Below are 13,842 nucleotides of genomic sequence, written 5' to 3'. Positions count from 1 at the left end.
GCTAGCGGATGCGATAGCCGAGCCTCAAGAAGCGGCGTCAGAGCCTGTTGCTCAAGAAAGTTTTGAAGCGATTGACGAGCGATCCTTACCTGAATTCGGTGAAGAAGATGCACTTGCTTCAATTAACGAACCAGCACTAGAAACAGATCAACAGCCGCTTTTAGAAGATGATGACGCAGACCAATTGCAGAGTGTTTCAAAACAGGAGTTCGATGAGAAAGCCTTAAAAGATTGGCTAGATGAGGAAAGTGTATCTTCTGCGCCATTCTCTTTTGATAGACCATTAGATGCTCGTACCATTGATAGTGCTGGTATGAATATTGATGCAATGTTAGAGGTAGGCGGTGAAGATTGGAACGGTTTTAATTTAACGCCAGATCAACAAGCTTCCATCCCAGATGACGTGCCTGAAGAAGAGCTTGCCGTTTGGAACGATGAGATCCAAACCGACGAGCCTCAAATTCTTGATGAAAACTGGGGAATTCAAGATGAACTCGATGATTTTGAAGCCCAAAAGAGCCAGTACATGACCATCGATGAGCTAATGGCTCAAGTTGAGGGTGAAGAGGGGATCAGCCCTGAAGATGAAGAACTCAAGTTAGATGTTGGTTTAAGTGAATTTCCGGATGTGATTGGTGACATTGGTGATATCGATGTAGACAATAACTCTGAGGCGGCGGGTAAGCTTGACCTCGCCAAAATTTACATCGAGATGAACGATGATAAAGGGGCGATAAAACTGTTAGAGGAAGCGATTGTTGATGGTAGTGATGATATTCGACGAGAAGCGAAATCCTTGATTGACAGCATTAATCGCCGAGCTTAAAAACAAACGAGGCCGTGAACATACGGCCTCGTTGTTATTGAATAGCCTTTTCTGACTTGCAGATGACCTGTCGATTAGAATTTTTTTTTGATTGCGATTATACTGCCCGACCCATTTTCAAAGAGAATCAGATGATGAGAATCGCTTTAGGTATTGAGTACAATGGTTCTCAATACTATGGTTGGCAGCGACAACGTGACGTTAAAAGTGTCCAAGAAGAATTAGAAAAAGCACTCACAGTTGTGGCGAACCATCCGGTTGAAGTATTGTGTGCGGGGCGCACCGATGCAGGGGTTCACGGCACAGGGCAGGTGATACATTTTGATACTACGGCTTGCCGAAAAATGGTCGCTTGGACAATGGGTGTCAATGCTCATTTACCAAAAGATATCGCTGTTCGTTGGGCAACTGAGGTTTCAAGCGATTTTCATGCTCGCTTTTCGGCTACAGCACGCCGTTATCGCTACATCATTTATAATCATGCTTATCGCCCTGGCATATTATCTTCAGGTGTCAGTCATTATCATGGCGATTTAGACGTTGAGAAAATGCAGCAAGCAGGGCAGCTTTTATTGGGCGAAAATGATTTCACCTCTTTTCGCGCTGTGCATTGTCAATCGAATAGTCCTTGGCGAAACGTCATGCATTTGAATGTGACTCGGCATGGCAACTATGTCGTCATCGACATTAAAGCAAATGCTTTTGTCCATCATATGGTGCGAAATATTACCGGTAGCCTCATCGTTGTCGGCCGGGGTGAGCAGCCTCCCGAATGGATAAAATGGCTGCTTGAAGCCAAAGATAGAAAACTGGCAGGTGCAACAGCCAAAGCGGAAGGATTATATTTGGTTGCTGTTGATTATCCAGAAGAATTTTCTTTACCAAAAGAGTCGCTTGGGCCGCTATTTTTAGCTGATAATTTGAACTAATAACGCGTAAAGTGTCCAAAACAGAGTCGTGACGTGTGTGGAAATGACAGCCAGAAAATAGGTACAACCAGTTTTTTGTCTACACTAAGCATTTTATATGTTTTAATCCTCACGCATAAATCCCAAATTTGTATCTTTCGCAATCACGCGAGAGAGTTAAGAGTAAAGGTCTTCCATGAGTTGGCTTGAAAAGATTTTAGAAAAAAGCAATATCGTAACTTCGCGTAAAGCATCCATCCCTGAAGGGGTTTGGACTAAATGTACTTCTTGTGAGCAAGTGTTATATCACGCTGAGCTTGAGCGTAACTTGGAAGTGTGCCCTAAATGTGATCATCACATGCGCATGAAAGCACGTCGCCGCTTAGAGACTTTTCTTGATGAACAGAATCGTGTTGAGATTGGTGACGAGTTAGAGCCGCAAGATAAACTCAAATTTAAAGACTCAAAACGTTATAAAGAACGCCTTTCAGCTGCTCAAAAAAGCAGTGGCGAGAAAGACGCTCTTGTGGTGATGCAAGGCGAACTATTGGGTATGCCTTTGGTTGCTTGTGCTTTTGAATTTTCTTTTATGGGTGGTTCAATGGGGTCTGTAGTTGGTGCGCGTTTCGTACGAGCTGTTGATGCCGCTATAGAAAACAACTGTGGTTTGGTTTGCTTTTCTGCCAGTGGCGGCGCGCGTATGCAAGAAGCGTTAATGTCATTGATGCAGATGGCAAAAACCAGTGCGGCGCTTGAACGTTTATCAAGCAAAGGCTTACCTTATATCTCAGTGATGACGGACCCGACCATGGGTGGCGTATCTGCAAGTTTAGCGATGCTTGGTGACATCAATATTGGAGAACCTAAAGCACTGATTGGTTTTGCAGGTCGTCGAGTTATCGAACAAACGGTACGTGAAGATCTACCTGAAGGTTTCCAACGCAGCGAATTCCTAATTGAGCATGGTGCGATTGATATGATTGTCGATCGCCGTGAAATGCGTCAACGCGTAGGTGGATTGATCGCTAAATTGACCAATCACAGCTCACCATTGGTCGTTTCTGTTGACGATTCACCGACTGAACCTGATTACGCTGTACCAGAAGCGCACGAAAAAGGGTAAAGTAGGCACTAACACACTAACTGCTTAATGGTTATAAACGTTAGATGACTCAAAACCTTATCCCACAAGCCACATCCTCTCTTGCGATGTGGCTTGATTATTTAGCGAATATTCATACCTCCGCTATCGACCTTGGCTTGGATCGTGTTCAAGCTGTGGCTCAAAAAGCGAATCTTATTAAACCTGCACCTACCGTAATCACCGTGGCTGGAACGAATGGCAAAGGCTCGACCTGTGCATTGATGGAAGCCATTTTATTGGATGCAGGTTATCGCGTGGGCGTTTATAGCTCACCTCATCTTATCCGTTATAACGAACGCGTGCGTATTAATGCGCTTGAGCTCAGCGATGAACAGCATACGCAAGCCTTCGCTTTTGTTGAAGCGCAACGGGGTGACATCAGTCTAAGCCTATTTGAGTTCGGTACATTGGCGGCGCTGCGTTTATTTCAAACGCAAGCGGTGGATGTCATTTTATTGGAAGTTGGGCTAGGTGGCCGACTTGATGCGACCAATATCGTGGATCACGATGTTTCTGTGATCACCAGCTTGGCGATTGATCACGTGGATTGGCTCGGCGATGACATCAATGTTATTGGCTATGAGAAAGCGGGGATTTATCGCGCAGGTAAACCCGCCATTTGCGGCCAGCCTAAGCCACCACCAACGGTTGCAGCGCATGCCGATGATATTGGTGCGGAGATGTACCAAGTCGGTATTCAGTTTTCCTATGAACTGGCCTCTGAAACAACGTGGAATTGGCGAAGTGGTCCATTTGAGTTATCTGATTTACCGCTCCCTCGCTTGCCCTTGCCTAACGCGGCTACGGCATTAATGGCACTCGGCTGCTCCGGTTTGGTTGTGAGTGATGTCAATATCGTCAATGGGCTTAGCAACGCAACACTTGCTGGGCGGATGCAAAAAATCAGTGATAGCCCAGAAATCATTCTTGATGTTGCACATAATCCCCATTCGGCCGAATATTTGGTGGCGCAGCTCAAACAGCGTTACGCACACAAAAAGGTCCATGTGGTGATTGGCATGCTGCATGATAAAGATGTGAAGGCCACGCTTCATCAACTGAAATCAATCGCTAACGTTTGGTATCCTGCTTCATTAAGTGGCCCTAGAGCCGCGCAAGCGAATGAACTGTGTCAGTACCTTGAGCCTGGCGTTAAACCGTTTGCTAACCCAGTCAGCGCTTTTGAAGCCGCGATGACACAAGCCGATAGCAATGATGTCATTATCGTGGTTGGGTCGTTTCATACTGTGGGTGAAGTATTAGAGCACTGGCAGAACAAAGGAGTATAAATGGCAAGTAAGTTTCAGAGCCGCTTGGTAGGAACAATTATATTGGTGGCGATAGGGGTGATAGTGTTACCTGATGTATTGGATGGCAAAAAGACCCACTACAAAGAAGATATCGCCAGCATCCCAATTAAGCCCGAATTAGACAGCGACGTAGAGAAGTTTGAAATTCTCGACCCCGTTGAAGATCAAGTCGCGTTGCCCGATTCGCCTGTGGAAGTGATCGCACAAACTAACCAGAGCGACGCAGCAACGCAGAGCAAGCCACTCACTGTGAAAGTGAAAGAAACGGCGGAAAGAAATGATTACCAAGATAGTGCTTGGCTCATTCAGTTGATGGCATTAAAGAATGCCGAAAACGCAAAAACCGTGGTTAAAGATCTGCAAAAACGGGGTTATCAAGCTCATACTAAGCAAGAAAATGGCTTCACTCGGATCATTATTGGTCCAGATGTTTCCAAAACCAAGCTTGAGCGTCAACTCTTAGAACTGGAAAAAATTACCGGTGCAAAAGGTCAATTGCTCAAATTTAAACCACTAAACCCATAAGAAAACGTTTGCGTCGCGTTTTTTTCTGTTAAAATGCGCGCCAACTTAAGATGTAGAACTCATGAATTGGTTAGATATTGTCATTTTAAGTGTGATCGGCCTATCGGCATTGATCAGTTTAGTCCGTGGCTTTGCTAAAGAAGCGTTGTCATTAGTGATATGGTTCGGTGCATTTTTTATTGCCAGCCAATACTACGCAAAACTTGCGGTGTATTTTTCAAATATCAAAGATGACATGTTCCGTAATGGCGCGGCCATCGCAGCACTGTTTGTTGCAACACTCATTGTCGGAGCGATCATTAACTATGTGATTGCTCAATTGGTACAAAAAACGGGCCTATCAGGAACTGATCGGGTACTGGGCATTGTTTTTGGAGCATTGCGTGGTGTGTTGATTGTTTCAGCTGCCTTGTTTTTTATGGATGCGTTTACCGCATTTCCAAATTCAGAGTGGTGGAAGAGCTCGCAATTGGTACCGGAATTTAGCCGTATCATTGCGCCGTTCTTTGAGCACTTACAAGCAACATCAAGTTTTCTCTCTGGCGCGATTTAGCGCCAGTTACTGTCGCAAATCGAGGATCAGGACATGTGTGGTATTGTTGGAATCGTGGGTACAACGCTGGTAAACCAGTCAATTTATGACGCGTTAACGGTATTGCAGCATCGTGGCCAAGATGCCGCTGGTATTTGTACCATAGAAAGCAATCGTTTCCGTCTGCGTAAGGCGAACGGTTTAGTGAAAGATGTCTTTGAAGCAAAACACATGCAGCGTCTTCAAGGAACGGTGGGTATTGGGCATGTGCGTTATCCTACTGCGGGTAGTTCGAGTGCCTCAGAAGCTCAACCTTTCTACGTTAACTCCCCGTTCGGTATCACACTTGCTCATAACGGCAACCTCACCAATGCCAACGAAGTACGCCAGAAGTTGTTTGAAAAAGATCGTCGCCATATCAATACCACTTCAGATTCCGAAGTGCTGCTTAACGTCTTGGCGCATGAAATTGATACAGTCAGAGGCAATGTAACCGCAGAAGATGTGTTTCGTGCTGTCGCTAATGTACATCGCACCATTCGCGGTGCTTATGCTGTTGTCGCGATGATCATTGGGCATGGGATGATCGCGTTTCGTGACCCGCATGGTATTCGTCCTATCTGCTTAGGTAAACGTGAAGTTGATGGCCGTACCGAATACATGGCCGCTTCTGAGTCGGTGGCGCTAGATGCTGTCGGCTTTGATTTTGTGCGTGACCTTGCCCCCGGAGAAGCGGTGTATGCGACCTTTGATGGCCAGCTATTTACTAAACAATGTGCCGATAATCCAACACTTAACCCATGCATTTTTGAATTTGTCTACTTCGCCCGCCCAGATTCGTTTATCGACAAAATTTCGGTTTACAGCGCGCGCGTAGAAATGGGTAAAAAGTTGGGTGAGCGCATCAAGAACGAATTTGCTGACTTAGATATTGATGTCGTGATCCCCATTCCTGAGACTTCGTGTGATATCGCATTGCAAATTGCACAAGCGATTGATATTCCATATCGCCAAGGTTTTGTTAAAAACCGCTACGTTGGCCGCACATTTATTATGCCGGGCCAGCAACAGCGTAAAAAGTCAGTGCGACGTAAACTCAATGCGATTCGTTCTGAATTTAAGGGCAAAAACGTGTTGCTAGTGGATGACTCGATAGTGCGTGGAACTACGTCAGAGCAAATTATTGAGATGGCTCGTGATTCTGGTGCAAACAAGGTGTACATGGTGTCAGCCGCGCCTGAGATCCGTTTCCCTAACGTTTATGGCATTGATATGCCAAGTGCTAACGAGTTGATTGCTCATGGCCGAGATGCCGATGAAATTGCGCAGCGAATTGGTGCCGATGCTCTGATTTTCCAAAATCTGGAAGATTTGGTGGATGCCGTCGGTATGGGTAACCGCGATATTGCAAAATTTGAAGCATCTGTATTTAACGGCGAATACGTCACGGGCGATATTGATCAGCAGTATCTTGATTTTCTTGAATCGATGCGCAGCGACGATGCAAAAACGGTTCGAGAAATCCAGCAAGATCTCGCCAACCTAGAGATTCATAACGAAGGCGCGTAATCGAGCGCATCTCCCCAAATAGGCTGCAAAGAAAAAGGCTTCCATCTAGGAAGCCTTTTTTGTGCTCGTTAACAGGGTTTGACTAAAGGATCATTGCCGCAATCCAGCCAAACACAATCAGTGGAATATTATAATGGATGAAGGTTGGAACCACTGTTTCCCAAATATGTTCGTGCTGGCCATCTGCATTTAGGCCTGACGTTGGCCCCAAGGTGGAATCTGACGCTGGAGAGCCAGCATCGCCCAACGCAGCAGCGGTACCCACTAGCGCAATGGTCGCCATAGGCGAAAAGCCAAAGGCGAGGGCAAGGGGCACGTAAATGGTTGCGATGATTGGAATCGTTGAGAAGGATGAACCAATGCCCATAGTGACCAACAAACCGACGATCAGCATTAATAAAGCGGATAAAGCTTTATTGTCGCCGATGCTTACTGATAAGGCTTCTACCAGAGACTCAACGCCACCGGTGGCTTTCATCACGGCGGCAAATCCGGCCGCTGAAATCATAATAAAGCCAATCATTGCCATCATATGTACACCTTTGGTGAATACATCGTGCGTCTCTTTCCATGCAATCACACCACCAAAAGTGAAGACCATAAAACCAGCCAGTGCGCCGATGATCATCGAACCTGTGGACAGTTGCACGGCAAGTGCCGTGATAATACCGAGCGCGGCAATCAAAATATGCTTTTTGTTGATCGCTTTTGGTTCGGTATTAATGACAGTATGTTCCGTCTCTTGATACTGGCGAGGTTTACGATAGGTAAAGAAAATGGCGACCAGTAAGCCAAAAATCATCCCAGCGGCGGGTAGCAGCATGGCTATCGGCACTTGGCTTGCCGTCACGTTTTCAAGGCCATTATCGCGTAAATTCTTGAGTAAGATGTTATTGAGGAAAATCCCACCAAAGCCGACAGGCAAGACCATATAGGGCGTGATAAGGCCAAAAGTGAGCACGCAAGCAATCAGCCTGCGGTCAAGCTTCAGCTTGGCAAAGACGCCCAATAGCGGTGGAATTAAAATCGGAATAAAGGCGATATGGACAGGAATGATATTTTGCGATGACATGGTAACTAGAACCAGCGCGACCAGAACCGCATACTTCAAACCTGTGGTGGCCGCACCATGCTCTTTGCCATGGATACGCTTAATCACGTTTTGCGCCAGTAAGTCAGTAATACCAGATTTAGAAATCGCGACGGCAAAGGTGCCTAGCATCGCATAACTTAGTGCGATGGTTGCACCACCACCTAAGCCACTTTCAAATGCAGAAACAGCGTCATTTAAACTCATCCCTGCAACTAAACCACCGACGATCGCACTAAATGTCAGTGCGACGACGACATTGACCCGCATCAGCGCAAGAAGCAGCATGATGCATACAGAAATTACTACAGGATTCATATATTTCTCGGTTAGTTGTGTTTACTTGTTATTGTTTTCTGAAGGTTCAACAAGTGGCCATCCGCCAAGGGCCTTCCATTTGTTGACGATACCGCAAAAAAGTTCGGCTGTTTTTTGCGTATCGTATAGCGCTGAATGCGCTTCTCTATTGTCAAATTCCATCCCAGCGGATTTGCACGCTTTGGCCAAAACGGTTTGCCCATAGGCTAAACCACTTAGCGCAGCGGTATCAAAAGTCGCAAAAGGGTGGAAAGGGACTCGTTTTAGCTTGCAGCGTTCACTGGCTGCCATCACGAAATTCAAGTCAAAGGTAGCATTGTGCGCCACCATGATCGCGCGGCTACAGTCATTGTCGCGTTGCTCTTTTCGGACTAGCTTATAAATTTCTCTGAGTGCTTCGGCTTCGCTGACAGCACCGCGTAATGGGCTAAATGGGTCACGAATGCCATTAAACTCAAGCGCCTCTTTTTCAAGGTTGGCACCTTCAAAAGGCTCAACATGAAAGTGAATCGTCGATGCTGGGTGCAGATCACCTTGTTCATCCATACGCAACGTAATCGCGCAGATTTCTAATAGTGCATCGGTCTTTGCATTGAAACCGGCTGTTTCGACGTCGATGACGACGGGAAAATAACCGCGGAAACGCTTTTTCAGTGTCAATGCTTCATTTACTTCAGTCATGCTAGCTCTTGGTTGTGTGACAGGGCTGGCATTATTACAGATTCTTTCTACGATAAAAACCAAACACGTTAATAAATGCAGGTTTCACTATGCGTTGGATAGTGTGGTGATGTGGCTAGATTTTTGCATTAACTTAGTCAATAGAAAGCGAAGCGGCAATTTTCCGCCATCGTTGTAGTATCGCTCGGAGAATAAAATCGTTATGAATAAATGGGTTACTGCCACTATTGTGATGACCAGCATACTGACATCCTTTGCCCCTATGGCGATGGATAAGCGTTATGTGGCAACACCACAGCAGTCTACGTGGCAGATGGTGACGAATACCCCTTTAGAGTGCCGTTTGGTCCATCCTATCCCCAATTACGGTGACGCTGAATTCTCTTCACGTGCGAATAAGAAGATTAATCTCGATTTCGAACTCAAAATGCGTCGTCCAATGGGCGAAACTCGCAATGTAAGTTTAGTGTCATTACCACCGAGTTGGCGTCCGGGTGAGAGTGCAGACCGTATTACCAATTTGCAATTCTTCAAACAGTTCGATGGTTACATCGGTGGTCAAACCGCTTGGAGCCTACTCAGTGAATTGGAAAAAGGACGCTATCCAACCTTTAGCTACCAAGATTGGCAAAGCCGAGATCAGCGCATTGAAGTCGCTCTCTCGTCAGTTCTTTTTCAAGAGAAGTACAACGTGTTTAGCGATTGTGTGAGCAATTTACTGACGTACAGTTTTGAAGATATCTCATTTACGATTCTGCATTACGACCGCGATAATGTACAACTTAATAAAGCTTCGCAAAAACGGCTTGCGCAAATTGCTGACTATATTCGCTATAACCAAGATATTGATTTGGTGTTGGTTTCTACCTATACCGACTCTGTTGATAGTCGAGGAGTGAGTCAGGATCTTTCTGAGCGTAGGGCTGAGGTATTAAGAGATTACTTTAAATCACTGGGGTTACCTGAGGATCGCATTCAAGTGCAAGGCTATGGTAAACGCAGGCCGATTGCCGACAATGCATCACCAATTGGCAAAGATAAAAACCGTCGTGTGGTTATTTCACTGGGTCGAACAATTATCTAATAACGTTAGAGTAAAAAAGCAGCCCATTTCAAAGGCTGCTTTTTGTGATGTTATCCGGGAAACCTTACGCATCTAGTTTATATAACTAGCCGATGCCGCAAAGAGGCTTATCCTTCTAAACCTGCTGATGCTTGTTTGTTTTGGATAAGTTCAATCATGTAACCATCAGGATCTTTCACAAAAGCGATATGCGTGGTGCCACCTTTTACTGGGCCAGCTTCACGGGTCACATTACCTCCAGCCGCTTTAATCGCGTCACAGGTGGTATACACATCTTCAACACCAATGGCGATGTGGCCAAAAGCATTGCCTAGGTCATAGCTTGTGGTGCCCCAGTTATAGGTCAGTTCGATCACCGCACCCTGAGATTCATCGCCATAACCCAGGAATGCCAATGTGTATTTGTATTCTGTATTTTCATTAGTACGAAGCAGTTGCATACCCATGACCTTGGTGTAAAACGCGATCGATTTTTCTAAATCGCCTACGCGTAGCATGGTGTGCAAAATACGACTATTTGACATGTTGAGCTCCTAACTTTCTGATGAAATATCTATCTCCACCCGACCACTGTGGCGATGATGTTGGCTTATATTCACCCACTTCAATCACAGAGTTTATCTATGTTCAAAGGAATTCGTTTACTTACTGCCTACTTGCAGAGTTGAGTCTTTTGGGGATCTGGTTAAATTTTATAGGTCAGTTTTATCAGAGAATTCGCAAAGATCTTCAATGATACAACTGCCACAACGCGGCTTTCTTGCCACACAGGTGTAGCGACCATGTAAGATCAACCAGTGATGAACATCAACTTTGAATTCTTTAGGGACGACTTTGAGCAGCTTTTGTTCCACTTCATCAACGTTTTTACCCACCGCAAACTTGGTTCGATTTGAAACACGGAAAATATGCGTGTCAACGGCGATGGTTGGCCACCCGAAAGCGGTGTTCAATACCACATTGGCCGTTTTTCTGCCAACGCCGGGCAGCGATTCTAATGCTTCACGGCTCTCTGGCACTTCTCCTGCGTATTGATCCAATAAGATACGGCAAGTTTTGATGACGTTTTCTGCTTTGGAATTGAATAAACCAATGGTTTTGATGTATTGCTTTAGCCCATCAACGCCAAGCTCAAAGATAGCTTGTGGCGTATTAGCAATAGGGTAAAGTTTGTCAGTGGCTTTATTAACGCTGACGTCAGTCGCTTGAGCGGAAAGCAGTACTGAGATCAGTAACTCAAACGGTGTACTCCATTTAAGCTCGGTTTCTGGCTTCGGGTTATTGGCCCGTAAACGCTCGAGGATCTCGACTCGTTTGACATTATTCATCGTTTGGAAAACTTCCTTATGATTTCGCTAAGCGTTAGTGACGCGTGCTCGTTCTATGACGGGCTTTTGTTCTTTAGGTTGGCGAGCAGCCAGATTTTTATCGATGATATTTTTAGCTGCAATCAAAAAGCCAACACCAATAAACGCTCCAGGCGGCAAGAGCGCAAGCAAGAAGCTGTTGTCAAAATGGAAGACCTCAATGCGTAAAATGGTTGCCCAATGACCCAGTAATAAATCAGCACCATCAAACAGTGTACCATTGCCAATTACTTCACGCAGTGCGCCCAAAATGACCAGAATAGTGGTCATTCCCATGCCCATCCAAAATCCATCTTGTGCTGAAGGCAACACTGCATTTTTTGAGGCAAATGCTTCGGCGCGACCGATGATGATACAGTTGGTCACAATCAGAGGAATGAAGATCCCTAGCGATAGGTACAGGCCGTAAGCGTAGGCATTCATTAACAGTTGTACGCAAGTTACTAGTGCGGCGATGATCATCACAAACACAGGAATACGGACTTCTTTGGGGACATAATCTCGTACTAATGAGATGGTGACATTTGAACAGACGAGAACCAGCAATGTCGCAACGCCTAAACCTAGCGCATTCGTGACAGTGGAAGAAACCGCTAGTAAAGGGCACAGTCCAAGTTGTTGAACGAGCGCAGGGTTGTTGCTCCACATCCCGTTTTTAATCAGTGTCTTATGATCACTCATTGCTGGCTCCTTTACAGTCAAAAGGTTGTGCTAATAGTGCTTCTCGATGTTGATTCACAAACTGAGCGGTATTTTTCACCGCTTTGACGACGGCTCGCGGCGTAATCGTCGCTCCAGTAAACTGATCAAATTGTCCCCCATCTTTGCGCACTTTCCAAGTCTCGATATTTTGCTCAGTGACTTGCTTGCCAGTAAAGCTCAATATCCAATCAGTGACGCGTAAATCTATTTTGTCACCTAACCCCGGTGTTTCTTGATGAGACAGAACGCGAGTCCCTGTGATGGTGCCATCATGCTTGATGCCAATAATTACCTTGATCGCGCCGTTATAGCCATCAGGTGCGATGGCTTCAATAGCCAGTCCACTCGGTTCACCGTTTTGTGTGGCAATATAAGCGTGCATAGGTTGGTCTGTACCAAGTGCAGGATCAGTCACCAGTGTACAGGATTTGTACAGTTCGTTGTCGTGCAAACTGTGCGGGATCACTTGGTTTAAAATCGATTGCAGTTGAATCTGCTCTTGCTTGGTTATTTGATCTTTTGTTAGGTATTGGGTTAACGCTACAACACCTGTTGAAGCACAGGCAAAGATAGCGAGAATCAAACCGTTATTGCGAATGGCGGTTAACATAGCGCTCCTTAGTGCCCGTAGGTTCGAGGTTTAGTGTAGTAATCAATCAGTGGGACACACATGTTGGCAAGTAACACAGCGAAGGCTACCCCGTCAGGGAAGCCTCCCCAACTGCGGATAATGAAAATCATCATGCCAATAAATGCGCCGTAAATTAAGCGACCTTTGACGGTTGTGGAAGCGGTGACTGGATCGGTTGCGATGAAAAAAGCGCCGAGCATAGTCGCGCCCGAGAGCAAATGAAACAAGGGTGAGGCGGTTGCTCCCGGTTCAATAAGCGCAGTGAAAGCACTTGCCATTACTAAACCACACAGCACCGCAATCGGGATATGCCAGTTGATCACACGTAGTTTGATCAATAATAAGCCGCCAGCTAAATAGGCAAGGTTAACCCATTCCCAGCCAAGCCCAGCTAACCCACTAAATTGAGGCTGGCTCATCGCTTCATGCAGAGTCTCACCGTTATGTAATCCGGTTTTTACGGCGTCCAATGGGGTGGCCATAGTGACACCATCGATACCTGTTCGGATTTGTTGTAGTGATAAACCTTCTACGTTGAAGCCACTGAAAATAAGTGAAAATGCATCACTAAACGAGATTGGATCCGGGGTTAATTCCGTTGGAGCAATCCAACTGGTCATCTGCACAGGGAAAGAGATAAGCAAAACCACATAAGCAATCATGGCGGGGTTGAATGGGTTTTGTCCTAGTCCGCCGTATAAGTGTTTTGCAATAATGATGGCAAAAATAAGGCCAATAAAGATAACCCACCAAGGGGACATCGGAGGAATGGCAATGGCCAGAAGCCAAGCGGTGACCACGGCGCTGTAATCTTTGATTGCCAACAGTGGTGAGCGCTTACGCAGTAGCATAACGGCAGATTCAAAAGCCAAAGCGATGATGATAGCGAGCATTAGTTGAATGAGAGTACCCCAACCAAAGAAGTAGCTCTGCGCGATAAGCCCCGGTAAGGCGCACAAGGCGACCCACTTCATCAGCTCTGATGTGCTGCGTTTGCTGTGTGCATGGGGGGAGCTGGCAATAAAAAAGGCCACTAATTATTCTCCTCAGAATTATGATTGTTTTTCGCTTGTGCCGTTTGCTGCTCTGCCTTGCGCGCTTTGGCGCGTGCAATGGCGGCAGCGACTGCCGCTTTTTTGGCATCCTCAGGTTGAG

15 protein-coding genes are annotated in these 13,842 nt (G+C 45.9%); 8 read left to right on the top strand and 7 right to left on the bottom strand.

Annotation, left to right across the window (positions count from 1 at the left end; translation table 11 throughout):
* The 7 genes from AACR75_RS00970 to purF all read left to right on the top strand — a co-directional run.
* On the top strand, window positions 1–826 hold an 826-nt coding region (locus tag AACR75_RS00970), incomplete at its 5' end, for a FimV/HubP family polar landmark protein (RefSeq protein WP_047688367.1).
* A 134-nt stretch (window positions 827–960) separates the two neighbouring features.
* Window positions 961–1,755, top strand: a complete 795-nt coding sequence (truA, locus tag AACR75_RS00965) for a tRNA pseudouridine(38-40) synthase TruA (RefSeq protein WP_026027499.1) — start codon at window positions 961–963, stop codon at window positions 1,753–1,755.
* A gap of 175 nt (window positions 1,756–1,930) precedes the next feature.
* Window positions 1,931–2,857, top strand: a complete 927-nt coding sequence (gene accD, locus AACR75_RS00960; RefSeq protein WP_017043471.1) for an acetyl-CoA carboxylase, carboxyltransferase subunit beta — start codon at window positions 1,931–1,933, stop codon at window positions 2,855–2,857.
* Between the two features lie 44 nt (window positions 2,858–2,901).
* Window positions 2,902–4,167, top strand: coding sequence for a bifunctional tetrahydrofolate synthase/dihydrofolate synthase (gene folC, locus AACR75_RS00955; RefSeq protein WP_013857292.1), 1,266 nt, complete (start codon window positions 2,902–2,904; stop codon window positions 4,165–4,167).
* Window positions 4,168–4,713: an SPOR domain-containing protein gene (locus tag AACR75_RS00950; RefSeq protein ID WP_013857291.1), complete on the top strand. Its 546-nt coding sequence runs from the start codon at window positions 4,168–4,170 to the stop codon at window positions 4,711–4,713.
* Between the two features lie 61 nt (window positions 4,714–4,774).
* Entirely contained in the window at window positions 4,775–5,266 is a 492-nt protein-coding gene (locus tag AACR75_RS00945; protein WP_013857290.1) for a CvpA family protein, read from the top strand.
* Between the two features lie 33 nt (window positions 5,267–5,299).
* Window positions 5,300–6,814 carry an amidophosphoribosyltransferase gene (gene purF / locus AACR75_RS00940; protein ID WP_013857289.1) on the top strand — a complete coding sequence of 505 codons (1,515 nt, stop codon included), beginning with the start codon at window positions 5,300–5,302 and terminating at the stop codon, window positions 6,812–6,814.
* Window positions 6,815–6,896: 82 nt separating this feature from the next.
* Here purF and AACR75_RS00935 read toward each other — a convergent pair whose 3' ends face one another.
* Both AACR75_RS00935 and rnt read right to left on the bottom strand, forming a co-directional pair.
* Entirely contained in the window at window positions 6,897–8,222 is a 1,326-nt protein-coding gene (locus tag AACR75_RS00935; protein ID WP_010318473.1) for a Na+/H+ antiporter family protein, read from the bottom strand.
* A 21-nt stretch (window positions 8,223–8,243) separates the two neighbouring features.
* Window positions 8,244–8,903 carry a ribonuclease T gene (rnt, locus tag AACR75_RS00930; RefSeq protein WP_010318472.1) on the bottom strand — a complete coding sequence of 220 codons (660 nt, stop codon included), beginning with the start codon at window positions 8,901–8,903 and terminating at the stop codon, window positions 8,244–8,246.
* A 202-nt stretch (window positions 8,904–9,105) separates the two neighbouring features.
* Between rnt and motY the strand changes: the two genes are divergently transcribed.
* The gene (gene motY / locus AACR75_RS00925; protein WP_013857286.1) at window positions 9,106–9,987 is read left to right on the top strand and encodes a flagellar protein MotY; all 882 of its coding nucleotides are present in this window, start codon (window positions 9,106–9,108) and stop codon (window positions 9,985–9,987) included.
* Window positions 9,988–10,094: 107 nt separating this feature from the next.
* Here the strand turns inward: motY and gloA are convergent, their stop codons facing one another.
* The 5 genes from gloA to rsxD all read right to left on the bottom strand — a co-directional run bounded on the left by gloA (window position 10,095) and on the right by rsxD (window position 13,721).
* Complete coding sequence (gene gloA / locus AACR75_RS00920; RefSeq protein WP_013857285.1) at window positions 10,095–10,511, bottom strand: lactoylglutathione lyase; 417 nt, start codon at window positions 10,509–10,511, stop codon at window positions 10,095–10,097.
* Between the two features lie 168 nt (window positions 10,512–10,679).
* Window positions 10,680–11,315 (bottom strand): endonuclease III, encoded by a 636-nt coding sequence (gene nth / locus AACR75_RS00915; RefSeq protein ID WP_010318469.1) that lies wholly within the window; start codon window positions 11,313–11,315, stop codon window positions 10,680–10,682.
* A 27-nt stretch (window positions 11,316–11,342) separates the two neighbouring features.
* Window positions 11,343–12,035, bottom strand: coding sequence for an electron transport complex subunit E (locus AACR75_RS00910; protein ID WP_010318468.1), 693 nt, complete (start codon window positions 12,033–12,035; stop codon window positions 11,343–11,345).
* Complete coding sequence (gene rsxG, locus AACR75_RS00905; protein WP_013857283.1) at window positions 12,028–12,666, bottom strand: electron transport complex subunit RsxG; 639 nt, start codon at window positions 12,664–12,666, stop codon at window positions 12,028–12,030. The genes AACR75_RS00910 and rsxG overlap by 8 nt, the downstream gene beginning before the upstream one ends.
* Window positions 12,667–12,674: 8 nt before the next feature.
* Entirely contained in the window at window positions 12,675–13,721 is a 1,047-nt protein-coding gene (rsxD, locus tag AACR75_RS00900) for an electron transport complex subunit RsxD (RefSeq protein ID WP_047688364.1), read from the bottom strand.
* Window positions 13,722–13,842: the final 121 nt, after the last annotated feature.

The sequence above is a fragment of the Vibrio sp. ZOR0018 genome (assembly GCF_963865925.1).
Lineage (GTDB): Bacteria > Pseudomonadota > Gammaproteobacteria > Enterobacterales > Vibrionaceae > Vibrio > Vibrio anguillarum.
This window is presented reverse-complemented; position numbering and strand designations above follow the sequence as displayed.